Source organism: Gimesia panareensis (assembly GCF_007748155.1).
Taxonomy (GTDB): Bacteria; Planctomycetota; Planctomycetia; order Planctomycetales; family Planctomycetaceae; genus Gimesia; species Gimesia panareensis.
The window spans coordinates 3,383,850-3,410,533 of sequence record NZ_CP037421.1; the positions used below are offsets into that span (position 1 = coordinate 3,383,850).

Here is a 26,684-nt window from a genome sequence, read left to right on the forward strand (position 1 = left end):
CTTTCCAACCTGCTCTGACCAGGAACAGAGCAGGGGCTGCCGGGAAATTCTGTTTCTCCCGGGAGCCCCTGTTGTTTCATATCATTTCAATCTGCGCCGCAGCAACACTCGGTCAGTCGCTGAATGGAACCGACGGCTGCCAGCATCCGGTTGCGTGCTGGAGGATTCGCCGTGTGAATCTGAATCACGGGCGGATCAAAGTCGCGCGTCGCGACCGCCTCTTCAATCCACAGCAGCACATCGTAGCCTGTGCCCCGAGCGTCATTCCCCAGATCGTGGTCGAGACTGATCTCGAGAACTTCGCCTGTCTTTAAAAATTGAATCGCTTGATCCGGCCAGCGAACCTGTCGCCAGCCCGGCGGCGCCGGTCGTTCGTCATCCAGATAGACCTTCATGAATTTTCCTTGCATTCCACATTAAGAACAGATGAATTAAGGCACAAACCTGCTCAGACCTGTAATACAGACCTGATGCAATGCAGACACAAAACTGGCGTCAAAGGTTCGCTGAAAAAGTGGGGTCATATCAGTCAACGTGAATTAAAAATCGAATTTTATTCACGGAATTTTAACTTAAAAAAAGCAACAGAGATCCATTTGCGTTTTATGAAGCTAACATTTTCTTCACACCTCTTTCACAAACGGGGACTAGACTGCCAGCAACTTCAGCAGAGACTATTTTCCCATTCACTACGACTCTGACTGTTTCTTTGAAAGCTGAATTCATCAGCAGCAGATAAATCCAAATCCGCCAGTCTGCTTCCAGAACGGAAGACTAACAGCCAGTCAGAATAGATTCATTTTCATTTGTAGTTAGTTCTGCAGTTTAGACTCAAAAAGGAGAAGTGATGAAGAATCGAAAAGCGTTTACATTAATCGAGCTGCTGGTCGTGATTGCCATCATTGCCATCCTGATCGCCCTGCTGTTACCCGCGGTACAACAGGCCCGCGAAGCAGCCCGCCGCAACAGCTGCAAAAACAACCTGAAACAGATCGGACTGGCGCTGCACAACTATCACGAAACATTCAGTTCTCTTCCCCCAGGAAGTATCGTCTACTGGAACGGTTCAAAGTATTACGGCCACGGCTGGACCTGGCACGCCAGCATTCTGCCTTACCTGGATCAGGTCCCCATGTACAACCAGATTCAGGGTCCCAGTTCCAGCGGTATGGGATCTGAGTCCGGAGGCACTACCAGCGCCAAACAGAGGCTGGCCGGACGGACCGTCCTCTCCGTCTTCTGGTGTCCTTCCCAGCCGGACTGTACCCAGGGAGTTCAAAAGGGCGGCTATTCTCCTTCCAACTATAACGGCAACATGGGGACGCTCATCGGCAACTCGGGTGACAACTGCTACGGTGGTTCCATTACGACTCCCGCACAGATGGCAGCCACCGGCGGTTGCATGGCTGCCGACGGGATTTTCTTTATCAGCAGCAGCGTCCGCTTCCGTGACGTGACAGATGGACTGTCTAATACCATCTTCGTCAGTGAAGTCGTCGATTCCGGCGGAGACTCCAGTTTGCTGGGTGGATATGGAAGTGACCGTAAACACTGCTTCTCCGGCGGTGCTGACAGTAACCCCCCCACCGAAATGTCAGAATACCTGATCGCTGCAGAGAGCAACGACCCGATTAACGCGTATCACGAAGAAGCGGCTGGCAGCTACCACACTGGCGGAGCGCAGTTTGTCTTCGGTGACGGTCGTGTCCGCTTCCTCTCCGAAAACATCGACATGACCATCTACCGCGCCATCAGCACCCGCGCCAAACGGGAAACCATTGGCGATTTCTAAAACAGATTACTGCATTCCAAGTGTGCCGCAGGCCCTGTGACACACTCCTTTCAGTCAACTGACCATTCCTCTCTGCCGACGGGAATGATCACAAAAACGGGAAGAGGATCGTTTCCTCAATTCCCAAAGTTCAATGCTAGAAGTGAGTTTCAACAATGGATCTTTTTTACAAAAACAGAATGCTGCATCTGGCCCTGCTGGCCCTGTGTGTGAGTTTCACCGGCTGCGGTGGCGGCTTGAACGATCAACCTGACCTGGGACTGGTCACAGGCACGATGACCTTCGAAGGTTCCCCCCTGTCTGGGGCCTCGGTCACCTTCATGCCTGACAGCGGTCGTCCTGCCAGCGCGACCACGGACGCTGCCGGTAACTACGAACTGGTTTATATCCGCAACACCAAAGGCTGCAAAATCGGACACAACAAGGTCGTGATCACCTCCGTCGTTGAAGGTGCCAACGAAATGGAAGCCGAAGGCGATGATGGTGCACCGGCAGAATCAACGAAAGAAAAACTGCCGGCCAAATACAACACAGACACCGAACTGGAAGCCGACGTCAAAGCCGGCGAAAACACCATTAACTTCGACCTGAAAAAATCCTGATCCCAGTTCACTTCCCGTTGTGAGAGACTGTTTTAAAACCTCTTCGTCATCAGTACAACCAATCCTCTGATGCTGGGGAGGTTTTTTCTTTGACATACATGAGCTTGAAAAGAATCTTCCAGAGGCTCAGGAGCGGCGTTCCTGCTGTCTGAGAAATGCGAGCACATCCCGGCAACCACGCTGAATCTGGGCACTCATCACTTCGCGGGCCCGGGGACCATCGCCGGCACGTAACGCGGCCAGCAGGTCTTCTTTATCACGACAGGTCCGTTCCGCCAGTTCCATGGTTAACAGCCGGGAACTGTTCCGCTGCGATTCAAAAACGAGCGTCACTGCACTGTGCTCCCGGATCACTTTCGCGATCAGCCGGTTCCCGGAAGCCTCGATCACTGTCTGATGAAAGACCGCTTCACAATCCAGCCAGCGATGAAACTGGGACGGCGTCGCGTAGCCTTCACTCCGCTGACTGACCAGATCGCGAATTTCATGAAACTCGGTCATCAGCGCATCCAGATCATCCAGTTGGTGAGGCGTGATGTAATGGGCTGCTTCCGCGGCGGCACAGCTCTCCAGCGCATCCCGCAGGACATACAGCTCTTCCAGATCCTCGCGATTCGGATTCCGCACGAACGCACCGGCTCCGGGAACATGCTCCACCAGCCCCTCGGATACCAGGCGGTGAATTGCCTCGCGCACCGGAATCACACTCACGCCAACCCGCTCAGCCAGCTTGCGATTGACCAGTTGCATGCCAGGCGTCAGCTTCCCCTCCTGCAGTTCCTGCCTGATAAACCGATAGGCACGATCTGCCAGATTCTCGACGGCTTCATACATAATGGACTTTCTGGTTGACAGACTGACGCTCATTTCCCACAATTGAGTTATGTTATAACATGTTATTACACTGTGTCAAACAATCAAATCGGAGTCTGGAAGGCGGGCTGCTTCTCGACTGTGATTCGGTATTCGTGCAGTGTAAAATGAGACCGTCTCCCCTGATTCCAGCCTGTCCAGACAAAAGCGCGCACTATGAAAACCTCTCTGAAACTCATCCTCCTGTTCCTGATTTTGGCCACACTCAACGTCAACCTGCAGGCCGCCGATGAACTGCCGCTCATCGATCTCTCAAAGCAGACCGATCGCCAGACGGTCATCGCCGCCGGCACGCCTGAAGTCTACCAGGGGCACCCGACCACACTCTTAATGCCCGACCGGAAAACCATCTTGGCGGTCTGGTGTATTAACCACGGGGGCTCCGCCGGTCCCATGGCCCGCAGCACCGATGGTGGCAAAACCTGGCAGCGGATCGATGACCGGCTGCCCGCCGGTTACTCCACGCACCAGAACTGCCCCAGCATCTACCGCATGATCGGCCCCGACGGGACAGCCCGGCTCTGGGTCTTCTCAGCGGCACTCGGCAAACGGGGAGGGCCGGGCATGCCTTCCATCATGAGTGAGGATGCCGGCAAAACCTGGAAAGAGATGCCCCCGCTCGGTTTTCCCTGTGTGATGACGTTCAGCAGCATGGTCCGCCTTAAGGATGGACGCTACCTGGGACTCTATCATCGGGGACCGAATGGCAAAGATCGGGCGCCGCTGGTTGTTCTGCAGACCATCTCCGCAGATGGCGGCTTCACCTGGTCCAAACCGCGGATCGTCGCAGAAGTCGCTGGCAAAAATCCCTGCGAACCCTGCGTTTTCCGCAGCCCGGACGGTAAACAGCTCTGCTGCCTGATGCGGGAAAACACACACAAGGGCCGCAGCCTGATGATGTTCAGCAACGATGAAGGTCAAACCTGGACGAAGCCGGTTGACACTCCCTGGGGACTGACCGGCGACCGGCACAAACAGGTCTTCACAAAAGACGGTCAACTGGTGATCTGCTTCCGTGATCAGGCGCCTGGCAGTTCCACACGCGGCCACTTCGTCGCCTGGGTCGGCACGTATGACGACATCGTCAACGGCCGGGACGGCAAATACCGCATCAAGCTGCTGCACCAGTATGGACGCAAAGGGGACTGTGGCTACCCCGGTGTCGAACTGCTGCCCGACGGCACCATCGTCGCGACCACCTACGTTAAATATCGCGACAACGCCAACCAGAATTCCGTCGTCTCCGTCCGCTTCAACCTGGATGACTTACCCCAACCGAAAGCGGACTGACGAACTTTCATCTTACCACTCTGGTAGGGGCTGCCCTGTGTGGCAGCCCGCCAGGTGAGTACCCATCTTGTGAAAACATCGGGGCCTATTTTTTAACAACAGCACACGCGTGTGCCCAGTTCGACTGGCGTGTGCCACCGTCGGCTTGCCCGACAGTGCGCTGCACATCTCACTCCGTGTGAAAGGGGGGCCAGCGTCCAAGTTGACATCAATCCAAGCCGACCTTAAATGGGTAAGCCCGAATGCAATTCGGGCCGAGCGCAGCGAGCAGGAAACTGACAGTGCAGCGTTCATAAAAGTGCGCAAAGACCAGCCCACAAACCGTCATCAACAACAATGGGTGGCACTATTGGCTCGCCAACAGTGATCGAGAAACCTCAATACCGGGGCGTCTCCACAAAACTCTCGCCCACTTTTTCCATAACGTAACCCAGCCCCACGGCTCCCGCTTCGAGCACCGCAAACAGGATCACCAGCCAGAGTCGCTCCGAGAACGTAAATGCGATCACCGCGAAACAGTTGGGAATCTGTTTGAACGCATTGCCGATAAAATCCATCAGCGCCCGCACCGCAGTCTTGATCATCGCGCTCTTCGCTGCTGTCCTTCGGGTCAACCGCGAATCAGACTCCAGATCGCCTCCGTTCTCAGCCGCGAAACGTTCGACTTCATTCGACCGCCAGCCCTCTTTAGCATGCGCATAAGCGGCAGCCGCACAGGCCCAGCCAAACAGACCAATGCCAATCATCAACAGAATGACTACCTGCCTGGTCGAAAGCCCCTCATCATCGTCTTTCCGTTTCTTTTTCTTCTTTTTTCCGGATTTCGTACCCGATTTTTTCTTCACTGGAACTTCACTGTCCTGAGAGTGGGGCGTTTTGCGCGTCGCAGGTTTGCGGTGGCGGGGTGACTTACCAACAGCTTCCCCCTCACTGGCGGGACGCCGTCTGCGCTTACGGCGTGGTCGGGGTTCTTCGGTCATGCTACTCGCTTTCCTTCAGGTGACAGAATTCTCAGGCAAACCACGTCAGTCTATTTTACTCATCGCATAGCCCAGTCCCAGGGCACCGGCTTCCAGACACAGAATCAGTATGACCAGCCACAGGCGATTTTGAAAGGAAAAAGCCAGCACGCCAAACACATTCGGAATCTGGCGAAACGCATTGCCGATAAAGTCCCAGAGCGAAGACCGGGACTGACGCACAATACTCCCCCCGTCTTCGAATCGCTGATCGTACTGCACTCCATCCTGGTCCTCGACCAGATTCGTCGATGCCTGTCGCCAGCCCTCTTTTTCATGAGCATAAGCGGCTGCCAGAAAGGCCCAGCCAAAACAGGCAATCGCCAGCATCAGCATGACGATGACCTTCGCGGTTGAAGTTTCCTCTTCCTGCTTCCCGCCTCTCCTGGTTGCACACATCCCTGTTATTACCTTTCACATTAATTTATCAATTGCTGCAGCCCCGTTTTCAAATCAAACCAGCCGGGATGTTCACAGATACTTTCCCTGCACTCCCGATTTCTTACAGGCCTTCTTATAGACTTTCTTCATCCCCTTGTCCCCAACCAGTTCCGGACACAGATCGTAGACCTTGTCGTAGCTTTCGACGATTTTGGGGAAATCCTTCTCGCTTTCATGAATCCCGGCAATATCCAACCGCAGCCGCAGACTGTCCGGCTCCATCTCCAGGCACTTTTCATAGGTCAACAGTGCCTGCGGATTGTTTCCCTGCATTTGCTGCAGGCGACCGATGTTATACAGAATTCGAATCTCTTCCGGGCTGTGTTCATGCGCTGTCTTATAACTGGCGATTGCCCGGCTCAGATCCCCCTGCAGCTCATGCCAACGCGCGGAAACCATTTCCGCCTCCGAATGCATATCCTGTGACTTCAGCACCGAAACTATCGAACCGGCACTGTCAACTTCCTGCAGCAGATACAGATTCTCCAGCAGGTCGTGCAGCAGGAGCCCGACATTGACAGGTTCTCCTTCGAGATGCACTTCATTTTTCCCGTCCTGCACGTGTCCGATCCACGTCTTGAAATTATCGCGGATGTCCTCCAGGATCGGTTCCAGCTGCTCCAGCGGAATATGACTTCCCATGTTACAGCTGCCGCATTCGTTCAGAACCTGGGACCGCGGCGCCATGGGAAACAGGGGAATGAAATAGATGTGCCCGAATTTCCGCCCCTGGTAACTGGTCTGCTGACTGTACCGGCCACAGTGCTCGCAGACCCCCATTGATTTGACGACGTTCTCTTTGAAATACATCTGCGAGCCGTAGATGATCATGATCCGTTCTCCTGCTGACTGTCTGGAACAGCCACCTCCTGCAACAGCCTCAAACACTATGCTGACAGGAGATGGCACCGGGGAATAAACATTATGCCAGATACTATTCTTGTGTCAACAAGAGGCCGATGAACAGAATGAGAATTTCGGATGCAGATTTCAGATCGCATCGAGCAACGGAAAACAGCCCTCAAATCTGCAGTCGGGAAGGGCTCGCGGCATCGATGTCCTGCGGATGTGTCAGCGCTGCTTCGATGCTGGCACGGACCCCTTCCGTCGAGGTTTCTGCCGACATACTGGGTTCCCCCAGGTTCTCCACCAGTGCCGCCACGCCTGGTAGATAGGGCAGATGGATCCAGCCTGCGCGAATGGGCGACTCCGTTTGCGCCAGATGATGCAGGATCCCATACATCAGATGGTTGCAGCAGAAGGTCCCCGAAGCATCCGAGATGTCAGCCGGAATTCCTGCATCGCGCATCGCCTGCACCATCGCCCGAATCGGCAGCGTCGTATAATACGCGGCGGGACCGTCAGCTGCCGTCAAACCTCCCTGCATCGCGCGCCCCGCGTTATCCACCAGCCCATAGCGTGTCCCGTCATTCAGGTTCTGTGCCAGGCGCTCCACGGTGATCATCGACCGGCCCCCGTATTCGCCCATCATCACCACCAGTTCCGGTTGGACTTCCTCGATCGCCGCCTTCACGAAATCGATGCATTTAAAAAACGTGTTCGGCGCAATTCGCGAGACAATCTCCGCACCGCCGACCATAGCCCCATCCAGCGCCCGCGCCACCGACTCCGCAGGATTGACCGGGGTATAACCGTAGGCTTCAAAACCGGTGAGTAAGACTTTCGTCATCGCAGGCTCCCTTTTTCAGAACTGACAGTGGGGCGTTCATCACAGACAGACATATCATAGAACAGAACGACCGCCGAATGCCATAACGAAAAAGAGAGCAGGGGGACTACCGGGAAATAGCCGATTCGGAAGAAGTCTTCTCAGCCTCGACTCGTTCCGCTGCTCGAGCGATATTTTTCAGCATCCCCGCAAACACGAAATAATGCAGCGGGCAGACCGCATACCAGTACAGCCGCCCCCACAGTCCCACCGGATCAAACATTGCTGTCTGTGAAATGGTCGAACCGTGCGCATCCTCTTTGACTTCGAACTCCAGCCAGGCACGACCGGGCAGCTTCATCTCGGCCGCCAGCCTCAGCCGACGGCCCGGTTCAAACGCTTCCACCCGCCAGAAATCAACCGTATCGCCCACTCGCAACTGCACCGGATGCGCCCGGCCGCGCCGCACTCCAATGCCTCCCACCAGCAGATCCAGCCAGCCCCGCAGGTGCCACAGCCAGTTGCAAGCATACCAGCCCGTCTCGCCCCCAATCCGTTGAATCGGCTCAAAGGCGATGTCAGGTGGACAATTCACTGCGATACTCCGAGCATCCACCAACCGGTTTCCAAACCGCACGCCGCTCCACGAACGCACGCGTCCCGAAGAAGAGACCGCATCCGACCAGCGGGTCTCCGCATACTCGCGTTCCTCGTTGGACAGCGCCCGCTGCATCGCCGCCTCAATCCCCATTGGCTCAATCGAAAAACTATCTCGCGCACTCTCATCCTGGACCACTGTCGAATGCACAATGCTTTCAATCAGTTTGCGGCCAATCCGCGCATAGAGCGGCGTCACCAGTCCCAGCCACAGGCTCGACAGATAAGGGGTCAGCACCGGCACCGGAATCATCCGCACCCGCATCCCTCGACACCGGGCATAAACCCGCATGATATCAGCATAAGAAACCTGATCGGCACCACCAATCTCAAAAATGCGGCTCTCGGGCAGCGGGATCTCCAGCGCTTCGGTTAGATACGCGATCAGATCTTCAATCGCGATGGGCTGGGCGGCCCGCATCACCCACCTGGGTGTCACCATTACCGGCAGCCGTTCCACCAGCGCCCGGATCATCTCGAACGACAGACTCCCCGAGCCGATCACAATCGATGCCCGGAATTCAATCACCGGCACACCCGAAGACCTTAATATCCGCCCCACTTCCTGCCGGCTCCGCAGGTGAGGGGAGAGCGTCTCTGCTTCATTACCGAGACCGCCCAGGTAGATGATCCGCTCCACTCCCGCCGTACGGGCAGCCAGTGCGAAGTGTTCCGCGGCCCGCCGGTCGTTCTCTTCAAACGAACCGGCCTCGCCCATCGAGTGAATCAGGTAATAGGCCACCTTGACGCCTCTCAGCGCCGGCAGTAGCGTCTCCGGTTCCAGCACATCGCCGTAAACCACCTCCGTGGTCTCTGCGACCCGCTCCCGCAGCACCTCCGGCCGCCGGGCCAGGCAACGCAGCCGGGCGCCCCGCGATTCCAGCACCTGCAGCAACCGTCCCCCCACATATCCGGTTGCTCCGGTCAACAGGATCAACCCAGATTCGTCAGCAGCAGACAGACAAGGCATGACATCAGCATTTCTTAAGAACGGAACAAAACCAGATCAGAGCTTCCCGCAGCTCCACCTGGTTTTATAGTCCCGCCCGCACTGATGTTGAGGGGTGAAATTGAATTTTCAGCAGAAATGAGATCAGTCGGCGGTACCTGCTTCCGGATCCGCCTCACCGTGAAACTGTTCCCAGGCGGCTGCTTCCAGATCACCACAATCGGAAATCAGCTGATCCTGCTCGTCATAGATTTTGTAGGTCTGCTGCACACCACCCAAACTGGCACCTCCATCGAGACCTACCAGCAATGTGTAAAAAACGTCCGTCAGCACTCCGTCCAGAATCTGATTCATCAGCCGGGACTGTTCTTCTGAAAGCTGCAACGCGGCGATGCCCTCCGCCACGGCCGAGCCACTCTCGGAATCCTGAAACAGCTTCAACAGTGTCTCTTTCTCCCGTTTGCAGCACGCGACAAATTCTTCTGCATTCATCTGGTTGTCTCCCGGCTCCTGAATGGAAATTCTCAGCGAACCACCTGCTGCCCCTCATCATAGGCAATCGCTTTCTGTCGGCGGATAACCATATCCCAGTCCATCCGGTGCGGCGGATCCAGATAATGCTGCCAGGCCACCGCCATCTGCCGGGCCACTTCCCGGTAAGGCACGCCCCCAAAACCGGCTCCCATCGCAGGGAAGACCACCGTCTTGATCTGCTCACTTTCATTACCGCGGTGACTCACATTGTGCTGATAGACGGCCAGCAGTGAAGCCCAGGTCGCCGCATACACTTTATCCGTCCCGGAAATTGAACCCGGCACGCGCATCGTCGGGCTGTGCGCCACATACGGAAACTCGGGATTTCCCGTCGGCTCCAGAAACGAAGTCCCCAGAGGCTGCTCGCCCAGATACAGATCCATAATGCGATGCTGGATCCGCTGCATCAGTTCCTCGCCGTGAAAACGGACTACCGCCGCATCGATCCCGGCGGTCATGATGCCAAACGAATTCGCCGCCGTCACAAAACAGTCGTGCGGGGGCAGGTCTTCAAAACGGCTTTCGATTACCGTCACGTGGGGGAGTTGCTGAAAGCGATCCCGAAACGCGTCACACATTTCTGAATCGGGATGAATCAGCCAGAGATCCAGGGGCAGAGCCATAAGCGCAGAGGGGCCTTTCTTTTGAATAGAGCCGTTTTATACCAGAGGAAACAACCACTGGTCAAGCGGTTAGCTGACAATCTGTCGTTTCACAGTGTTCCTGAACGGACAGGAAATTGCTTGATCCACCCGTTCAATCTGGTAGCTTGGAAGCTATAAAACATTCCCCCCCTGCCGCGTTGAGGAGAAACTGCCATGTGCTCGCGCAATCATCTTCCCACCCCACTCCCGCGTCTCACTCTGCTGTCCCTGAGTTGTCTGCTGACTTTCTGCATTACTTCCAGAACGCTAATCGCGGACACTCTGTCCGTTCCCGAAAAGTTTCCGACGATTCAATCCGCCATCGACGCCGCACAACCGGGAGACACCGTCCTGGTCGCAGCAGGAACCTACTATGAACGCCTGCGTCTGAAACCAGGTGTCTCACTCAAAAGTGCCGGAGACGAGAGCAGGGGAGAACGCGGCCTGAAGCGTGCTGAAGCCACGATCATCGACGGCAGCAGACAGACAGAGGGAGCCGGAGTCCTGCTGGCAGAGAACGCGGTACTGGACGGCTTCACCATCACGGGCGTCGGCATGTACGACGAACAGAAATGGAATCACCACCACGCCACGCGGGGTGAAGAACAGTCACACGAGCACATCGGTGCTCCCGGCACTCCCGGCGTTGCCATCATGGGAGTCACCTGCACGGTGCAGAATAACATCGTCCATCACATCGGTTACACCGGTATCGCTGCCCTGGCGACGGAAGGCAAACGCTGCACGCCGCACATTTATCGCAATGTCTGTTACCGCAACATGGGTGGCGGCATCGGCTCCATGCACGACTCGCAGGCAGTCATCGAAGAGAACACCTGCTTCGAAAACTTCTACGCCGGCATCGGACACGATGACGCCAGCCCGACCGTCATCAATAATACCTGCTTTGAAAACATCCGCGCCGGCATCGGTGTCAGCGAAGGATCCTGCCCCCTCGTGCGCGGCAACAAGTGTTACAAGAACCGCCGCGCCGGTATTGGCTCCCGCACCGGCGCCAATACGCGTCCCCTGATTGAAGACAATGAATGCTATGAAAACGGCATGGCCGGTATCGGCTCCAGCGAGTCAGCCGCTCCGCTGATCCGCAACAACCGCTGCTATCAGAACCAGCTGGCAGGCATCGGCTCCCGCTCTCACGCCTCTCCCACCATCATCGGCAATGAATGTTATCAGAACGGACAGTCCGGCATTGGCCAGCAGGGCGACGCCGTCACTACACTCATCAATAATTATTGTCATCACAACAAAACCGCAGGCCTCGGCTTTGCGGCTTGTAAGTCCGGTCGATCCACGGTGATCAACAACCGCATCATCGACAACGCGCAGGTCGCCGTCGGGGTTCATGCCGGCTGGACCGTCCAGTTCATGGGAAATGAATTCGCACGCCAGGGAGGTCTGCCTCCCATCCTCATGGTCTTCGCGGGCGCCGATGTCACCCTCACCGGAAATACCATTCGTGGAGGGGGAGTGGCCGGCATTCGCGTCGCCGGGAAACTGCGGGCGGAAAACAATGAATTCGCGGGGACGTCACTCCGCAAAGTCGGTCCCCCCAACTTCGGAGTCTGGGCACTGCCTGGTGCGGAGGTCACGCTCAGCGGCAATCGCTTCCATCACTGGCGTCACGCCCTGCAAGCCAGTGAGGCCACCGTCTTTGCCTCCCACAACAGGATCAGTGATTTTCATCGCACTGCATTTTTGATACAAAACCCAACTGCTCCGGTCCACGTTTTCGACAACGTGGCAGTCTCCAACGACCCCGAGGTAGAAATCCTCACACTGAAAAGCCAGACAGGCACGGTGAAAGGAAATGAATTACGCAAGCCGGATGCTGCGGAAAAAAATCAATCCCCATAAAAGAAGAGCACCCGCTGCGCTGCGATTGCGGCCCGCGTCAGTTCCACGAGTCCGTTTAATTTCTGCTGCAGCTCTGATCGAAAGAGTGTCGTGTAGATCTCCACTTCCTGCGGGTGATACTGCAGTTCGGTGAATTCTTCCCACTGATTCGGACTGGATTCCACAACACGCATTGTCTCCAGCAGCAGTCGTTCGAAGATCTTCAGGTATTCCCCCGTAACCCTGGTATCTTCAAATGGCAAAATGACCAATCCGGTCTGGTTCTGGAATGCCTGAAAGGGCTCATACAGAAACGCCATTTCCCCGGCTTCCAGGCTCACCACCTGACTTCGGTCAAGCGGATCCGTCCCCCCCTCAGTCAATTCCAGTCCGATATCCAGCGCCACTGCTTCGCTCCCGACTGTCATCCCATCTGAACGGAAACCAACTGCCAGAATCGCTTACAGCTCACGGACGCCCGTTCTTTTAACCAGTGCGATCGGTTCCTGGTTCTTCCAGTTATACTGTTTCCCATCTACGGTCAGACGATCGGGCATCAGATCAAACTGGTGACCTTCCCATTCAAACTTCACGCGGCCGGGCAGAATCGTGGTGTCTTCAAACGTCACTTTATTGCCCCGCATCTGTTCTGCCTGTTCCGGCAGAGAGAACGTTCCCGCAGGATGCACGCCGGCTTCTTTATCGGAGAACACCACCTGGCGACGCAGGGACCAGTCTTCGCGGCCTGCCAGTCGCAGCGTCAAAGCCAGCTGCTGTTCTGCCTGACCAATCTCCGCTTCCCAGTGTCCCTGGGCCACATTAAAGGACTCCAGTGACCAGAACAGCAGAACCACACATAAGATTCCCCCGCCGAGATACAGCAGGACGTTTTTTACGATTTGATTTTTCATGGGAAGGCCTCTTTTCTTGAAGGAACCATCGACCGGCATCTGCAGACACCGATCAGGAACTAAGGGGGGCAGGTAGCGTCGAAGGCATCAACGGGGTTTTGTTTCAGCCTCTGCTCAATCTCGTATTATAAAGATCTCTCATATCTGGGAAAGCGGAATTTTGAATCATCAAACAAACAAAATCAGTTCCTGCAGAAAGCCACCAGTTCACACTGCAGCATCCTGCACAACTCATGCAAAACCTTTCACAACCGGCATGAATCTGCATTCTGGCGAGGATGTCATGTCGAATATTCATTGTTTGAAACAATCTCATTGAATTCCGTTCTGCAACTTGCTGATTCAGCTGCCTGTTCCAGTATGGGACGAGCGTTAATAGAACCAGATGCAAGATTCATGCCGATCGGCGCACAAGTCGATTTTGCAAATCCATTCCAATATCCGACACGACAGTTACGTAAACAGAAAGAGAAGGGTGTCTCGATCTTAAGAACACGAGAGAGACTGAAATGAAAACGCGCTGGCGCCAGTTCCGTCAGTCAGCCTGGAACACCAGACCGATAAAACAGCTTGCCAGAAAGTTGAGACTACCCAGAAACAGGCCCAAAAACGCCACAGCATTCCAACGACCTCGAAAACAGGACTGCGTGACAATGTATCCCCAGAATGTGATGTAACTTAAGGTCCAGCCTGTCACCAGCAGCCATTCGATATATTCTTCAGCCGGTCCTTTCCAGAAAATGACTGGCTGTCGATGCGATCTGTCATTCTGGAAGTGTGTGAGGGCATATAACAGGACTGCAGACGCCAGCAGTCCTGATAACGCAGTCAGGATCGCCGGCCAGTTCGATTTGAACTTCTCTTTCAACTCATAACCAGCTGGAAGTTTCCAGCACAAAAACTTTCCCAGGTGTTCAGGAAAAACAGTACGCAATATGAGCAACAGACCGATGACCAGGCAGGTCGAAATCAGAACCAAAAACAACAGATTATAAAAGTAAACAGATCGAGTCTCACCGAACACCTGTAGAAAACCAAACGTCGCTGGCTGGCCTTCCAATCGATCAGCTTGATTGATCGACATTCCAAAAATGGAAAAGAAAAATGCCCAGACTACGTAGATCCCGGCCAGACCTCGAATGGAAATCAACAACCCGGGGAATTCCTTTTCCGGAATCTGATCTGCATTGGACAATAAATTTTCGTCCGAGGTTTCGGTCTCCCGAGCCATTCACGTCTCCCCAAACTGTTGCAGATGGTCTTCCAGTTCATTCCATTCCCGAATCACATGCTGCTGCATTTCCGGATCGGAATAATAGGGGTGTCCGCTGGCGACATAAGCGTCGAACGACTCTTTCACCTGCGCGATCAGAGGCAACACGCGGGGTACCAGTTGTCGCACTTCGGGGAGACAGTTCTCAGCAAACTGAACCTGGATCGCGGCCCCCAGTCCATACACCTGACACCACTCCGATCCCGCTGCCTCACTCCAGACCGGCGTGACCAGCACGTAACGTTCCAATACCGGAAAATAATAAGCAAACGCCTTGCCCCCCATCCACATGAAATCTTCCTGGTAGACAAAGGGGTTTTCCTGAAATTTTTCATAGGCTTCCCCCAGCGTCAACCCGCCAAAGTTACGCCACGCCACCTGGGCATCCAGATCGCCTTCGTGCGGATCAAAATCCCGTTCACCGGGCAGGGGACCCATAACTTCCCTGAATGGTTGTCCTGTCATACGTTCTCACACTTCTATTCAACACACGCCCCGACATAAACGCGCCTGCCGGGACAGCCATTAATCTAAACTCTTTCGATCAGTCTTCATAAATCGCACAAGCGAGAACGAAACTACCAAAGAAATTACCAAATCCCACAAATGCACCAACAACAGCCATCCAGTTCTTCCGGGAGGTAAACCATGCGAAAGAGACAATTCCCAAAACCATTCCCAGATAGGACAAGGTCCCCCCCAGGGCAAGCAACCTCTCAAAATGCTCTGCCGCGGGTCCTTCCCAGGTAACCACCGGTTGTCGGCGAGAACGATCCACCCGAATAAGCGATACAGCATAGTACAGCACAACTGTCCCCAGTAGAGCCAGAAAAGGGGAACAGACAGCCAACTTATCATTCTTAACTTTAACATCCTGTTGATAAGTCGCAGAAGCCTCCCAGACTAACTTGTGCTTTAATGAATGAGGTAAAATGAATCGCAATAACCACAAAAGAATGAAAATATCTGACAGCGAGACGATGGGAAAGAACAGAACTTCATAAATCCCCTCAGCTCCCGCTGGTGATAAAAAGGGAAATGCTGGTTCGCTTCCTGCTCTCAAATCTGCTTGATTGACAGCCAGGCCAAACCACGTGAAAGGCCAGACCCAGACAAAATAGACGATCAGTAGAAACCGCATCGGGAAAATGATTTCCGCATTGTCAGCAGACTCTAATTCCATCATTTAGATTCTCACCGAAATCGACTTCAGCCGATCATCAACAGCGCCAGATAAGGCACCAGGTTGAACACCAGAAACAGCAGCTTGAACGCGCCCACAAACACATACATTACCACATCAAAGGTCTCCCGAGGGAGAGGAAACCAGCGTTTCTGAGTCCGATACACCAGATCCGGCATCAACAGGAAACAGCAGGTCCACAACAGCAGCAGTCCGCCATTGAAGACGGAGCACCACATGAAAAATGAAGTCAACGTCGGCAGATCCATTTCGTTTACCCCTGATGTTTGAGTTGCTGTTTCAGAATATTCCGTACACGCGCTTTGATTGAAGCCGCACCGTCTTCCAGCGCCTGCGCCAGCAGTTGATCGACCTCGGACTGAAACTGTTCATGCTGCAGCGCCAGTTCATGAAACCCGTTATAAGCCCAGGCCCGGACGAATTTATTCTCACCGGCCAGGCAGTCCCGCAGAAAGGCCTCCAGCAGCTTAACATCCCGCTTCCCGATCGTCAGGTAAGGCAGACTCTGCAGGATCTGCAATCGGGTCTCCCAGTCTTTCAGTCCCGACAGACTGCGAAACAGCGGCCTGGCTTCAGTCACACTCAACGTCTGCCCCGCCTCCAGCGACCGCCTCAACAGCCAGCTGGCCGGTTTCTGCAGTTCCGGATCCGCCAGAAATGAGACCAGCTCTGTTGCCAGCGCTGAATCTTCGGAATGCCGATCATAGACCGCCTGCAGTTCAGCGACCGGTTGACCTGCTACTGTTTCAAGTTCGCGTTTCAGATCTTCCATCACCATCCACGAGTTCCCCTAATGCTGTTCCACATACAGAAAGATCCACCAGAGCACACCTGCCACGATCAACATCACCAGCATGATATTTAACGCCACCTGATCGATCAGTTCTGATAATGTTTTGTACCAGGCAATCACATGCTGAACCACCATCGCTACGCCCGCAAACAGAAACAGCCCCATGCCCAGCGGTACAAACCAGCGAAAGGGAGTCATCCCCGTCACTGGATACAACAGGACTGTCAGCCCCAGCAGAAAGGCAGAAAAGACCATCGGCGCATCGGCCAGCGTCAACCAGGCCAGCTTGACCTGAATCTTCCGCTTTTTATCTTCCTTCTGTGGATCATTATCTGGAATGTCAGCAATCTTCTGAATCGCATACAGGCGGATCCCGGACAGATAGGCAGACAGCGCAATCGCAATCCCCAGAATCGCCAGCAGGTCACTCGTCGTATTCTGCAAACCAGCAGCAAACATGATCATCAGACACCTCTCACCAGTCACAAGTTTCGACAACTGCCAGCCTGATAAGCCCGCATCCAGTTGTCGGATTTGTCAAAGAATCGACGGGGGATTCTCCTCAAGCGTGCCTGCTGCAGATGAGTTTAACAGATTCGGAATTCGATCGCAGTCTTTTAATCTACAAACCAGATCAGAAAAACAGTTAGCAGGCTGGATCGGTGTCCGGTGCTGATACCTCTTCCACAACACTCTTCTTCCAGACACCGTTCCGACGAAATGCAGGCACCACAAAACTCCCTATGACTAACGTTACAAAGCCGGCACAGAACGAAACAAATCCAAACAAAGCCACCGGCAACTGCTCCAGGCCACATAACTGGTATCTCGCATAAACTGTCTGCTGATGTCCCGCCAGCGCTAGTGCCGGCTGATCGACGGTGATTGTCGCAGAATACGATCCTGCCGCAAAAGTCGGCAGGTTCACCAGCATGATCTCGCCACTGGGCAGACGCCGGTACACAATCGGCTCCTGGCGCTGCTCGTTGTCGTCATCCACCAATGCACGTCGTACCAGTTCCTCGCCTGCTTCATTCGTGATCACCAGCGAACCCGAAAGACCTTTCAGCACTTCTTCGGGAACCTGTCCTGATTCATCCCGGAGATCACAATCCAGAAACAGACCCTCCCCATGCGAAACCGAGCAGGTCTGATCAAAGGGAACCGTCACCGCCCCTGGCGCCGACAGATCAACCTTCGTCTCCATCGGCCGGGCGGTCTCCCACCTGTGAACCGTCTGATTGTAGCGCCAGGCCTCGTAACCAGACAGAACAGCGATGCCCAGTGCCAGCACCGTCAGCAGCAAACCGATCATCCTGCCCAGCGCCAGTTTCTTCATCGTGGTTCTACTTTTCTGCGATCTTTTTGACGTTGTCATGAATCTTGAACAGCACGATCAACAACTCGCACCAGATCCGGGCGCCAACCGCACCTGTGACCATCATCAACAGGCCCAGGATCAGTTTTTCAAACGAAAAACCAAAACCGCCGAAGATCACTTTCAAACCCGACCAGGCCACTCCCGCCAGCAGCAACCAGTATACGAAGGTGATAAATTTGGGAGTCAACATTGAATCGAAAAACAAAACATCTCTCATGTCTGTGCTCCTTTTGTTGAAGTCTGTTTCACTATAGTTCAAATAATACTACCTGTCTTCGAGCTCTAACGCATCGCAGAACTTCTTCACCGCACTATTAAACGCCTCCGGATTCTCCAGGTACATGAAATGGCTGCCCCCTGCATCCGCAGCGATCATCACCAGCTCCCCGCGGGGAACCTGTGCGGCAATCCAGGGCATTGCCGCAGGTCCCAGGTGACTGGCCGCGCCGCCAATACACAGCGCGGGCAACGAAATCCGGGGCAGCAGATCGCGATAGTCGGCCGCACTCACGCTCAGCAGCAGTTCTGCAGCATACGGACGGGGAAACTTCAGGCTCTCTTGAATCACCTGCAACAGTTCTGCTTCGGAGAAACTCTCGGTAAACATGCCCGCCAGGAACTCGGCTGACTTCGCCGGTCCCTCTGGGCCTCCCACCAGTTCCGCCTGTGCCAGGACTTCATCGCCCCCCACCTCGGCCCCATACTGTCGGCATTCCTCTTCCGACCATTCCGGACGACGAATACGGGCAATCATCTGATCGCAGAGCACCAGCCCCTTCAGGCCCGCTTCACCAAACAGATCCAGATAGCACCAGATCACCGCACACCCCGCGGAATGCCCGAGCAGAATGACATCCTGCAGCTCCAACGCCTGCAGAAACTCGCGCAGATCCATCGCCAGCCGGGAGACACGATAACCATAATCCGGCTTGGCCGACTCCCCATGCCCGCGGTAATCCAGCGCCAGACAGCGGTAGTTTTCGCTAAACGCATCCAGTTGCTTCTGAAACAGCGCCGCCGACTGTGACCAGCCGGGCAGCAGCACGAGTGGGGGACCAGCACCCGCCGCGAGGTAATGCAGATTCACCCCGTCCGAAGTCGTGAACGTTCCGGATTCGGTTCTCGCCATCCTTTCACCTGCCTTCCATTCACGTATCGCAGGGCAGACACAATCCCGCTGAGAGGAATTTACACAGGCTCTACTTGTATACCATCTCAGCGGGAAATCAACAGCTTTCGCGCCAATTCTTTCGGCAGTGGATAAATTTTCTCGACCGGCAAAGACCGTTTCAAGCTGCGGCTGCTCTCGGTGCGAATCGCATTCAGCTTGCGGACCAGCGGCGTCAGATCTTCGATCCCTACAATCCACTCATCCACGAATTCGCGAATGATCTGACGGCTGAGCCCCACCTGAATACTGAAACAGGGCAGCGCCGCCCCGCGGGAACTTCGCTCCGTATCCCATTGAATGTGCACCGGCGCAGCGCGAAATTTCTGCTCCCATTCCGAAGCCGATCCATACACGCGCTGCTCGGGAGACGTCAGCTCTCCTTGTGAAAGTGCCCGCTCCCACCCCGCGCGGCTGATCCGCACCGCCAGAATCCGCGTCTGTCCCGATTTCTGTCCCCAGTTGCTGCGATGCATCAGCCACAGAAACGAAGGCTTGATCCACGTCATACGCCCGAAGGAAAAGGGAGCGACAAATTTCTGCGCCGCGAGGGCAGCATCAGCAATCTGCGGCGCATACGCCTGATACACCACGATCGTCTCGCGATTATAGTCCGCTCGAATTTCATAAAGACTGGCCATCGCCTGATCCTCACCCGGTGTCAGCAGCTCCCTGTTCGCAGAGAGCCTTTATCAGATGACACCGCTGTTCGCCAGACGTTCGCCGGAATTCAGTTTACCGAGCAGAGCAACGCATACAGTGCCAGCTGGCTCTGCAGCGACTGTTTAAAGTTCGGCCCGGTCGCTTCAGAATCAACAGTGAAAGTCCCCTCCCGCAGCGCCTGCAGTCGTGTCAGTATCCAAACCACCTCACCATCAAATAGTCCCAGATCAAATTCACTCAAATCAATTTCTGGTGAGAATGTCGGGGCTCGCTGGTGTTGTACCATCAACCAGGCCCCCGCTGGCACAATTGAGATCCCAATCGGCTCCTTAATCAACTCCACCACCGCTGGAGCGAGTGACCATTCACTGAGCAGCGCACCCACCACCAGTCCCAGCAGTCGACTCCGCCAGTTCCTGTCCTGCAGCAGAGCCAGAGCCAGATCGAAATCCAGTTCTCCCCGCAACTCACAGAACGCATCCAGAGCCCGTCGAAACCCGGCATCCTCCAGATCAGGGTGGATTAACTGCAGATAGAAATCCGCAGTCGTATCAAATAACTTTTCGGGTGTCATGGCAAGGCCCCTGATGCTCTCAACCAGTCAAGTACCAGGTAGTGTTTATTTAATAGTTTTCAGCGTGGCCGAGGGTATGCTGTTACTCTTGTTTTCAGGACTTCAACAGCAGAAAAGCAAAATTAGCCGCAGGGCGTTAGCCCCGGTTGAAACGACTTTGGTATATACCATCCGAATTAAAAAACGCTACCTGACTTTGTGAAGACATCGTTTGCGGAATGATGACTGCTGGAATCCCCCCACGTAATTGACTACCTAACCAATTATATTGTACATCACAAAACAAAATGCTAGAGGTAGTTTCAAAACCCTAAATTACGTGAACAGTTTGGTATAGTATTTGTAGGAGTACCTCCCCAGAAAGGAGGTCTCATTATGACCATGACCCGCGTGTCACGACCTGCCACAGGTCGCAACATTACCGGGTCCAGGACGGAACCAAAACCACAACTCTCGGACGAGCAATGGCTTCTGATCAAAGATCTGTTTCCAGAACCACCGGTAAACGCAGCCGGAGGGCGGCCCAGAGTGGCTCCCCGCGAGTGCCTCGAAGGAATCCTTTGGGTATTAAGGACCGGTGCCCGATGGAAAGATTTACCAACATTTTTACCATCTCCCAGCACCTGCTGGCGGCGTTTCAAGGAATGGACCGAAGACGGTGTCTTCCTGGAAGCGTGGCAGCGATTGCTCGAACACTTAGACCGCCGGAAGCTGGTTGTCTGGTCGGAAGCATTCGGGGATGGCACATTCTGCCCCGCAAAAAAAGGGGCGCCGATGTCGGAAAGACAAAACGGGGAAAGGGAACCAAGCTTATGCTGCTGGTCGACGGAAACGGGCTCCCTCTCGCTTTGGATCGTGCCAGTGCCTCTCCGGCAGAGGTGAAGCTGATTGAATCCCTGCTGGACCAGCGAGTTTTGCCACGCGACCCCGATCGCCTGATTTATGATCGTGCGGCCGACAGCGATCCCCTGCGCACAGAGCTGGCGGAACGGCAGATAGAGCTGATCTGTCCGCATCGCAAGAACCGTGTGAAACCAGCGACGCAAGACGGGCGTGCTCTGCGGCGATATCGACGCCGCTGGAAAGTCGAACGCACCATCAGCTGGCTGTTCAACTTTCGTCGTCTGGTAATACGATATGAACGATACAGTCATTTGTTTTTAGGATTCGCACAACTCGCGTGCGTGTTCACCTTACTTAATAAGTTATGAAACCACTTCTAGTAAATACAGCAGCAGAATAGCTAGAGAGAGTATTCCCAGTCCCCGACAAAACAGATTCCCAAATCGAATTGCTCCCACGCTGAAGCCAATCCCCAGCCCCCAGACGATGAATTTAAACCAGGGCACCTCCCGCCTCCAGGGAGAATTAAATCGGTAAAACTTCAGCGGAGGAAACAGGCCATGCGCATCGGGAACAAACAGCAGCCAGTAGAGACAGAAGAGTGCGATCACTGCCTCAAAGTTTCCCGCCCACCGCTTCCGGATGGGGGGTAACCATTTTAAATGCCATACTTCATGATCCGGTCTCAGCTCATCCATCACTCCGACACTTTCTTATCGACAGACTGATCACTCCTACCGCCTTCTCCTGCGGGGAGGACCGTCCACGGCTTCGCTGGCCATCTGGTACAGTTTGAACACCCCGAACGCCATCAACCCGCAGCACGTCAGAAAGACCCAGACCGCCGTCGTACTGGAATGTCCTTCCAGCCGGGACGAGTCTTCCACGCCCGACAGGTACTGCACTGTCACCTTGGGCCCCGGTTTCGGCCAGCTGCGCGGCACGTCGTCCCGCTCGCTGTGATGCTGTCCCTCGGTGTCGGTAAACGTGTACTCCACCGCCAGCAGCGGCTTTCGGCGTTCGGCCGTCTCGAACACATTCGTCACCGTGGCTTCAGCCGTCTGGCCCCAGATCATGAATTTCAGTTCCTGAAACGCATAATATCCAGAGGAGAAAAAGACAACGACAGCAAGCAAAATCCATTTCGCCATCGATTTCAACTGGCGCATCTCATCATCGGTATCCATGGTGTCCGGCAGCTTTCTTTAACGGGTGTCATCTCAAGTCAGAAGTACAATCAGGAGTGAACAGGGTACATAAACATGCAACAATTGTACACAAATCCCTGGAACTTTTTTTCGGTCCCTGATTTGTCGGAGCGAATCCACCTCCGAAGCGGATTTAACAGAAGTTTTCTATTGTAAACAGTTTAGAAAATGGCCCCCGATTCGAGTGTGAGAACCGGGTCACAGTATTCCCCTGATCTCCCCCAGATTGCCAGACCAGATTTGAGTTAACACGTTCTGATGACCGATACTTCTACCATGTCTCGCTTACAAGGAATGTATGATGACAATGCTCTCCAATCTGATTAACGATCTGTTCTCCACCTCCCGTCCGGCTCAATCTGCAGGCAGACGGTTCCGGATTGATACTCCGCACGAGTTCGCAGTCACCGCCGCACAGGAATTGAACGATTCAATCCATCTGTGGTCCGCGCGGGAAGCGTCCCAGGTGGAAATTCATCATTACGCCTCCGCAGACGAACTCGGCCAGCTGCTGGATCGCTTCGACAAATCGAATGGGCAGGGGATCGCAGATGTGGTTTTACTGCTCGACGAATCTCTGCCGGTTCAGTTTGAGCATCTGCTGCATCGCCAGAACCCGGGCCGCCGCCTGACGCTCATTCCCCGCCAGGCTTCTGCAACCGAGGTTTGTTACCCGCAGGGGCTGACCAGCTCCCACTTCCGCCTGGACTGGGAAGCCGTCGAAGTCAACCACTACCTCAAAGATGCGCTCAACAGTAGCATGCTGCGTCTCAATAGCAGAGAAAAACTGGCGGTCCTGCTGCCGGCAAATGAGTCCTTCGCTGAACTCATCCGCAACAGAGAACGCGTGATGTAACCGGTCGCGGTAATTGCGTCGGGCGGGTCACTCATGCAGGTAAGCCCAGTCGCCCACGCGTTCCAGACTCCCTCCATAGACACGCTTTGGATAATTCTGCTGCGGAAAGTAAAGCACCAGATCAAAGCCGATCCCTGCAACAGGCGGAATCACCTGCAGTACCCAGGGATTCCCTTCGAACTCATTTTGGGCGCGCTTACCTGTAAAATATTGATACTCGGAGCAGGCCCCGATCCCCGTATCGGGAACCGCAGACAGGTAATCGGGCACCAGATCAGCCAGGGTTTCCGGCGGTTTTCCCTGATCACGCTCATATTCCCTGATCGCAGCAATCAAAGGCTGACTCCGTTCTGAAAACGCTTCCCAGCCGGCGGTCCAGTACTGTTTCGCCAGGTGGACTCCCACCGAGAAACAGGGAAGATAAATTCCGATGACCAGCAGCCAGGCCAGCGCCCGCGGACGGGTCCGTTTCAGGAACAGACGCACCAGGAAGACCGGCAAGATGACAACCGCAACCAGAAACGCGATATAATACACAAATGAGACATACAGATAAACGGCATCACCATCTTTCGACAATGACAGCCACTCGGCCAAGGGCAGACAAACGGCAACTGACACAGCCATCAGAAACCAGATACTGAATTCACGCAGGTTTAAGTCAGGAAACTTCATTGACCAGCACCTTCTTCAATTGCTCCGGCCACTCGTGCTCTCCAACAGGAGCAATGCTCCATCTTCTAATCCATGCCGGCACAAGCCAGTCAATCTTCTGAATCAGTCGTCTCCCGTTTCCACACTGTTCAACCTGAGGGATTGCTCTGATCGCAACCCGCCACGCAGCTGAAACACGGCCACCGCCAGCAGAATCTTACCCAGCACCGACAGGTTCAGCATAAAGAACGAAAAGTACCAGAAATCCCTGTATTCGTCTGGTCCCATCAGGGGCTGGCCATCGAACCATTTCGCAAACAGTGGCACCAGGAGCGGCCTCAATTCAGAAATCAGAATCAGTCCCAGTCCGCCAGCCATCAAGCCTTTCCCTCTCACTCGGGGCCAGGTCAGCACAAACACCAGCCCCGCCAGGGATGCCCCAATGATCAGAAATTCATCGATGTTGACCAGTATTTGCCAGATGCTCTCCAAGGTCTCTCTCCTGAAAGCTGATTTAAAGTTGTCGCAATTCATCGGGAGCTGTCTGCTAAAGCAGTCCACCCATGCACATAGGCCTCACCAATCCATTTCACTCTGCCAATCCAGCACTACCGTTTTCTCATGAAATGTTTCCAACGCGACCAGAAACTGCGATCGGGACACAGCAGCGCCTGGATTTCTTCCGCATGTGCTTCCAGCCACGCAAGACGCAGTTCATTGATCCCTGAATCATAATAAAATGCCTGCTCCCATTCATTTCCTGGTGCCGCATAGCTGCGCCGGGTATAGTCCGAAAATATCTCGGACGCATTTTCCTCAGTGACCCGTTGCAGATACCGGGCGCACTCAGCTTCATCCCGGCTCAGTACCTCGCTGAGCGGCTTCAGCGCTTCCCGCTGTGCCTCAGCTCCAATCAACGCATATCCTTCAGCAGCAATCTCCAGCAGATTCCGCCACGTTCCAATACAATTCCAGAGCAGTTGCGCCCAGCCGCCGTTATCCAGGTTATATTCGATCCGTTCAAACGCCGGAATCATTTTCAGCTGCAGCGGCTCTGCTTCCAGGCAATGAAACTGCGGGTCCTGCCAGCGCGGCCCTTCAGGATACTGTTCTCGGAGATACTCAATAATAGACGCTTCAACCTCTTCGCCTGTCATCATATCCTCAAATGCAAATAATCTCTCAAAATCAAAATATTATTCTCCGCCGATCCCGTCTTCTTCCTGTTCCACTTCCTGCGCCTCCTGCACATGCTCTCCCGCAGGATTCACGATCCGGTCCAGCACTCCCAGCGCACCGATCACGCCGCCTCCCGATCCCGCGCTCCCAGGGTGTCGAAACAGATCTTTGACACAACGTGCCAGCACAATCGGCATCAGGCAGAGGAACAGAATGATCCCTGCCAGTACAATCCAGTCAATCTGTTGCATTTCAAAATGTCCTCACCATCAGTCCTCCCAGATAGATGACTGTCCTGCTTTCAGCCACCCACGCAGTTGGATGACCCCAACCACCAGCAGCCCCGTGCCCAGCAACGTCAGGCTCGTCAGCCCCAAAGAAAATATCCTGAAGAACAACATGCGATCCCCACCCATTATCGGTTCTGAACCAAATATTTTCAGCACCACCCGGAACGCCATCCAACCTGACTGCCCCAGCAGAATCAGTCCCAGCCCTCCTGCCAGCCAGCCTTTCCCTCTTACGCGGGGCCAGGTCAAAACCACCAGAAACGCGGCCAGGGATGCCAGTAAGGTCAGAAATCCGTTGATCTCGCCAATTACTTCGAACAGCTTCTCCATTTTTGATATCCTGTCTGTTAAATAAAAATTGTCTCAATGTCCCTGGTGGTTAGTGGCCTCTGCTTCACGAATCGCCTGCTGCCTCCGGTTACAGTAATGAATCCCCGTCGTCAGGCCGATCGTGTAAGGAATCCAGATCAACCGGTTCCACGGTTCGGCCAGGAAGTACAACAGCAGCAGAAAGAACGAAATCAATAACCACATTACTGCCGCCGTACGAACCATAAACGCTCTCTCGCGCGGCCCACTCGTGTTTCTGATACTGCACCAGGTGCCAATCACGCCTCCCAGCACCCCCAACAGGCTCCCGCCAATACTGCCGATCCAGATAAAACTGTTCTGATCCATCTTAGTCACCTCTCAAACGACAGGCTCACGATCCAGATCCGAATACGGATAGTGCCCCGCCGCCTTCAAACGTTCAATCAATTGATGGCCTCCGTTCTCGCGGGCAAACTCCATCTCAGGCCGAAACACTTCGATCACCGCCAGGATCCCGAACGGCTGCCTGTCCGCGTTATCGAACGCACCATAACCGTCAAAGATCAAACATTTTCCGCCGACGGTATCCATATCTTCCGGAAATTCGCATGTTTCCCCCGGGTTCAGCCGCGCCTGTTCGCTGTAACGCGCGATACAATTCAGGATCGCATTGATATTCGTGTGGATGGCGCCAAACCCGGTCTCCTCGTGATGAGCGTCCTCCAGCGAAAGTTCCTCTTTTGTGAACATCGCCAGTTCGTAGCAGTCGAACCAGTCATTTGTCGAACCCTCACCCGGTCCCTCAGACAGTTCTTTCGTCGCCACGGCCACTCCTTCAATGCCATTCGGGAAATAATACAGATCCAGTGCGCCTCCCAGCGCATAGGGAATCATGGCATGCATCACCATATCGTGCTCTTTGCCGAGGATCGCTTCCATCAATCTGCTTTTTTCATCATACCAGGCCTCTGCAGCCGCTTCGTCATACTCCTTATACTCCTTCTTCCGCGAAAACAGATTCTTCAGCCAGTTCCACATTCAAATTCTCCTG

At 54.4% G+C, this 26,684-nt stretch carries 37 protein-coding genes; 6 read left to right on the forward strand and 31 right to left on the reverse strand.

Going from position 1 to position 26,684, the window contains the following annotated elements; translation table 11 throughout:
* Window positions 1-86 precede the first annotated feature (86 nt).
* Window positions 87-395 (reverse strand): cyclic-phosphate processing receiver domain-containing protein, encoded by a 309-nt coding sequence (locus tag Enr10x_RS12725; RefSeq protein ID WP_145449579.1) that lies wholly within the window; start codon window positions 393-395, stop codon window positions 87-89.
* A 452-nt stretch (window positions 396-847) separates the two neighbouring features.
* Between Enr10x_RS12725 and Enr10x_RS12730 the strand changes: the two genes are divergently transcribed.
* Window positions 848-1,792, forward strand: coding sequence for a DUF1559 domain-containing protein (locus tag Enr10x_RS12730; protein WP_145449582.1), 945 nt, complete (start codon window positions 848-850; stop codon window positions 1,790-1,792).
* A gap of 155 nt (window positions 1,793-1,947) precedes the next feature.
* Complete coding sequence (locus Enr10x_RS12735; protein WP_145449584.1) at window positions 1,948-2,394, forward strand: carboxypeptidase-like regulatory domain-containing protein; 447 nt, start codon at window positions 1,948-1,950, stop codon at window positions 2,392-2,394.
* Window positions 2,395-2,520: 126 nt separating this feature from the next.
* Here the strand turns inward: Enr10x_RS12735 and Enr10x_RS12740 are convergent, their stop codons facing one another.
* Window positions 2,521-3,228 (reverse strand): GntR family transcriptional regulator, encoded by a 708-nt coding sequence (locus Enr10x_RS12740; RefSeq protein WP_145449586.1) that lies wholly within the window; start codon window positions 3,226-3,228, stop codon window positions 2,521-2,523.
* Between the two features lie 195 nt (window positions 3,229-3,423).
* Between Enr10x_RS12740 and Enr10x_RS12745 the strand changes: the two genes are divergently transcribed.
* Window positions 3,424-4,557 (forward strand): sialidase family protein, encoded by a 1,134-nt coding sequence (locus Enr10x_RS12745; RefSeq protein WP_145449589.1) that lies wholly within the window; start codon window positions 3,424-3,426, stop codon window positions 4,555-4,557.
* A 377-nt stretch (window positions 4,558-4,934) separates the two neighbouring features.
* On the opposite strand, the gene Enr10x_RS12750 is transcribed toward Enr10x_RS12745, so the two are convergent.
* The 7 genes from Enr10x_RS12750 to Enr10x_RS12780 all read right to left on the reverse strand — a co-directional run bounded on the left by Enr10x_RS12750 (window position 4,935) and on the right by Enr10x_RS12780 (window position 10,449).
* Window positions 4,935-5,537, reverse strand: a complete 603-nt coding sequence (locus Enr10x_RS12750) for a hypothetical protein (protein WP_145449591.1) — start codon at window positions 5,535-5,537, stop codon at window positions 4,935-4,937.
* Between the two features lie 45 nt (window positions 5,538-5,582).
* Window positions 5,583-5,975, reverse strand: coding sequence for a hypothetical protein (locus Enr10x_RS12755; RefSeq protein WP_145449594.1), 393 nt, complete (start codon window positions 5,973-5,975; stop codon window positions 5,583-5,585).
* 72 nt (window positions 5,976-6,047) lie between these two features.
* On the reverse strand, window positions 6,048-6,848 hold the full coding sequence (locus Enr10x_RS12760; protein WP_145107201.1) for a tetratricopeptide repeat protein: 801 nt from the start codon (window positions 6,846-6,848) through the stop codon (window positions 6,048-6,050).
* A gap of 190 nt (window positions 6,849-7,038) precedes the next feature.
* On the reverse strand, window positions 7,039-7,707 hold the full coding sequence (gene pcp / locus Enr10x_RS12765; RefSeq protein ID WP_145449597.1) for a pyroglutamyl-peptidase I: 669 nt from the start codon (window positions 7,705-7,707) through the stop codon (window positions 7,039-7,041).
* Between the two features lie 106 nt (window positions 7,708-7,813).
* A complete protein-coding gene (locus Enr10x_RS12770; protein WP_145449600.1) occupies window positions 7,814-9,313 on the reverse strand; it encodes an SDR family oxidoreductase in 1,500 nt (499 codons plus the stop codon).
* Between the two features lie 123 nt (window positions 9,314-9,436).
* On the reverse strand, window positions 9,437-9,784 hold the full coding sequence (locus tag Enr10x_RS12775) for a hypothetical protein (protein ID WP_145449602.1): 348 nt from the start codon (window positions 9,782-9,784) through the stop codon (window positions 9,437-9,439).
* Between the two features lie 32 nt (window positions 9,785-9,816).
* Complete coding sequence (locus tag Enr10x_RS12780) at window positions 9,817-10,449, reverse strand: macro domain-containing protein (RefSeq protein WP_145449605.1); 633 nt, start codon at window positions 10,447-10,449, stop codon at window positions 9,817-9,819.
* Window positions 10,450-10,644: 195 nt separating this feature from the next.
* Here Enr10x_RS12780 and Enr10x_RS12785 point away from each other — a divergent pair, with 195 nt between their 5' ends.
* Window positions 10,645-12,345: a right-handed parallel beta-helix repeat-containing protein gene (locus Enr10x_RS12785; RefSeq protein WP_145449608.1), complete on the forward strand. Its 1,701-nt coding sequence runs from the start codon at window positions 10,645-10,647 to the stop codon at window positions 12,343-12,345.
* On the opposite strand, the gene Enr10x_RS12790 is transcribed toward Enr10x_RS12785, so the two are convergent.
* The 13 genes from Enr10x_RS12790 to Enr10x_RS12850 all read right to left on the reverse strand — a co-directional run bounded on the left by Enr10x_RS12790 (window position 12,333) and on the right by Enr10x_RS12850 (window position 20,291).
* On the reverse strand, window positions 12,333-12,731 hold the full coding sequence (locus tag Enr10x_RS12790) for a hypothetical protein (protein ID WP_145449611.1): 399 nt from the start codon (window positions 12,729-12,731) through the stop codon (window positions 12,333-12,335). The two genes, Enr10x_RS12785 and Enr10x_RS12790, sit on opposite strands and share 13 nt — an antisense overlap.
* 54 nt (window positions 12,732-12,785) lie before the next feature.
* Window positions 12,786-13,235: a hypothetical protein gene (locus tag Enr10x_RS12795; protein WP_145449614.1), complete on the reverse strand. Its 450-nt coding sequence runs from the start codon at window positions 13,233-13,235 to the stop codon at window positions 12,786-12,788.
* Window positions 13,236-13,770: 535 nt separating this feature from the next.
* Window positions 13,771-14,466 (reverse strand): hypothetical protein, encoded by a 696-nt coding sequence (locus tag Enr10x_RS12800; RefSeq protein WP_145449616.1) that lies wholly within the window; start codon window positions 14,464-14,466, stop codon window positions 13,771-13,773.
* Window positions 14,467-14,946 carry a hypothetical protein gene (locus Enr10x_RS12805; RefSeq protein ID WP_145449619.1) on the reverse strand — a complete coding sequence of 160 codons (480 nt, stop codon included), beginning with the start codon at window positions 14,944-14,946 and terminating at the stop codon, window positions 14,467-14,469.
* A 106-nt stretch (window positions 14,947-15,052) separates the two neighbouring features.
* Complete coding sequence (locus Enr10x_RS12810; RefSeq protein ID WP_145449622.1) at window positions 15,053-15,694, reverse strand: hypothetical protein; 642 nt, start codon at window positions 15,692-15,694, stop codon at window positions 15,053-15,055.
* A 23-nt stretch (window positions 15,695-15,717) separates the two neighbouring features.
* Window positions 15,718-15,960, reverse strand: coding sequence for a DUF6868 family protein (locus Enr10x_RS12815; RefSeq protein ID WP_145107181.1), 243 nt, complete (start codon window positions 15,958-15,960; stop codon window positions 15,718-15,720).
* Between the two features lie 5 nt (window positions 15,961-15,965).
* Complete coding sequence (locus Enr10x_RS12820; RefSeq protein ID WP_197997589.1) at window positions 15,966-16,490, reverse strand: hypothetical protein; 525 nt, start codon at window positions 16,488-16,490, stop codon at window positions 15,966-15,968.
* Window positions 16,491-16,502: 12 nt separating this feature from the next.
* Window positions 16,503-16,964 carry a hypothetical protein gene (locus tag Enr10x_RS12825; protein ID WP_145449627.1) on the reverse strand — a complete coding sequence of 154 codons (462 nt, stop codon included), beginning with the start codon at window positions 16,962-16,964 and terminating at the stop codon, window positions 16,503-16,505.
* A gap of 187 nt (window positions 16,965-17,151) precedes the next feature.
* Window positions 17,152-17,844: a hypothetical protein gene (locus tag Enr10x_RS12830; protein WP_145449630.1), complete on the reverse strand. Its 693-nt coding sequence runs from the start codon at window positions 17,842-17,844 to the stop codon at window positions 17,152-17,154.
* A gap of 7 nt (window positions 17,845-17,851) precedes the next feature.
* The gene (locus Enr10x_RS12835) at window positions 17,852-18,103 is read right to left on the reverse strand and encodes a DUF4282 domain-containing protein (protein WP_145449631.1); all 252 of its coding nucleotides are present in this window, start codon (window positions 18,101-18,103) and stop codon (window positions 17,852-17,854) included.
* Between the two features lie 48 nt (window positions 18,104-18,151).
* The gene (locus tag Enr10x_RS12840; RefSeq protein WP_145449634.1) at window positions 18,152-19,015 is read right to left on the reverse strand and encodes an alpha/beta fold hydrolase; all 864 of its coding nucleotides are present in this window, start codon (window positions 19,013-19,015) and stop codon (window positions 18,152-18,154) included.
* Window positions 19,016-19,101: 86 nt separating this feature from the next.
* Window positions 19,102-19,695 (reverse strand): DUF4291 domain-containing protein, encoded by a 594-nt coding sequence (locus tag Enr10x_RS12845; RefSeq protein ID WP_145449636.1) that lies wholly within the window; start codon window positions 19,693-19,695, stop codon window positions 19,102-19,104.
* Between the two features lie 89 nt (window positions 19,696-19,784).
* Window positions 19,785-20,291, reverse strand: a complete 507-nt coding sequence (locus tag Enr10x_RS12850) for a hypothetical protein (protein WP_145449639.1) — start codon at window positions 20,289-20,291, stop codon at window positions 19,785-19,787.
* A 381-nt stretch (window positions 20,292-20,672) separates the two neighbouring features.
* Here Enr10x_RS12850 and Enr10x_RS12855 point away from each other — a divergent pair.
* Window positions 20,673-21,502 (forward strand): IS5 family transposase gene (locus tag Enr10x_RS12855; RefSeq protein ID WP_390620441.1). Its coding sequence is split into 2 segments (ribosomal slippage): window positions 20,673-21,063 and window positions 21,063-21,502, totalling 831 coding nucleotides; the frame shifts between segments, so codons are not numbered across the junction.
* Here Enr10x_RS12855 and Enr10x_RS12860 read toward each other — a convergent pair.
* Both Enr10x_RS12860 and Enr10x_RS12865 read right to left on the reverse strand, forming a co-directional pair.
* Window positions 21,497-21,832, reverse strand: coding sequence for a hypothetical protein (locus Enr10x_RS12860; protein WP_145449642.1), 336 nt, complete (start codon window positions 21,830-21,832; stop codon window positions 21,497-21,499). The two genes, Enr10x_RS12855 and Enr10x_RS12860, sit on opposite strands and share 6 nt — an antisense overlap.
* Window positions 21,833-21,868: 36 nt before the next feature.
* Window positions 21,869-22,321 carry a hypothetical protein gene (locus Enr10x_RS12865; protein ID WP_145449644.1) on the reverse strand — a complete coding sequence of 151 codons (453 nt, stop codon included), beginning with the start codon at window positions 22,319-22,321 and terminating at the stop codon, window positions 21,869-21,871.
* A gap of 319 nt (window positions 22,322-22,640) precedes the next feature.
* On the opposite strand from Enr10x_RS12865, the gene Enr10x_RS12870 reads away from it, so the two are divergent.
* Complete coding sequence (locus Enr10x_RS12870; protein WP_145449647.1) at window positions 22,641-23,198, forward strand: hypothetical protein; 558 nt, start codon at window positions 22,641-22,643, stop codon at window positions 23,196-23,198.
* A gap of 27 nt (window positions 23,199-23,225) precedes the next feature.
* On the opposite strand, the gene Enr10x_RS12875 is transcribed toward Enr10x_RS12870, so the two are convergent.
* The 7 genes from Enr10x_RS12875 to Enr10x_RS12905 all read right to left on the reverse strand — a co-directional run bounded on the left by Enr10x_RS12875 (window position 23,226) and on the right by Enr10x_RS12905 (window position 26,671).
* On the reverse strand, window positions 23,226-23,873 hold the full coding sequence (locus Enr10x_RS12875; RefSeq protein WP_145449650.1) for a hypothetical protein: 648 nt from the start codon (window positions 23,871-23,873) through the stop codon (window positions 23,226-23,228).
* A 102-nt stretch (window positions 23,874-23,975) separates the two neighbouring features.
* Complete coding sequence (locus tag Enr10x_RS12880) at window positions 23,976-24,344, reverse strand: hypothetical protein (protein ID WP_145449653.1); 369 nt, start codon at window positions 24,342-24,344, stop codon at window positions 23,976-23,978.
* A 116-nt stretch (window positions 24,345-24,460) separates the two neighbouring features.
* Window positions 24,461-25,012 carry a DMP19 family protein gene (locus Enr10x_RS12885; RefSeq protein ID WP_145449656.1) on the reverse strand — a complete coding sequence of 184 codons (552 nt, stop codon included), beginning with the start codon at window positions 25,010-25,012 and terminating at the stop codon, window positions 24,461-24,463.
* 36 nt (window positions 25,013-25,048) lie between these two features.
* Window positions 25,049-25,282 (reverse strand): hypothetical protein, encoded by a 234-nt coding sequence (locus tag Enr10x_RS12890; RefSeq protein WP_145449660.1) that lies wholly within the window; start codon window positions 25,280-25,282, stop codon window positions 25,049-25,051.
* Window positions 25,283-25,300: 18 nt separating this feature from the next.
* Window positions 25,301-25,651 carry a hypothetical protein gene (locus Enr10x_RS12895; protein WP_145107151.1) on the reverse strand — a complete coding sequence of 117 codons (351 nt, stop codon included), beginning with the start codon at window positions 25,649-25,651 and terminating at the stop codon, window positions 25,301-25,303.
* Window positions 25,652-25,684: 33 nt separating this feature from the next.
* A complete protein-coding gene (locus Enr10x_RS12900) occupies window positions 25,685-25,999 on the reverse strand; it encodes a hypothetical protein (protein ID WP_145449662.1) in 315 nt (104 codons plus the stop codon).
* Between the two features lie 12 nt (window positions 26,000-26,011).
* Entirely contained in the window at window positions 26,012-26,671 is a 660-nt protein-coding gene (locus Enr10x_RS12905) for a suppressor of fused domain protein (RefSeq protein ID WP_145449665.1), read from the reverse strand.
* Window positions 26,672-26,684 lie beyond the last annotated feature (13 nt).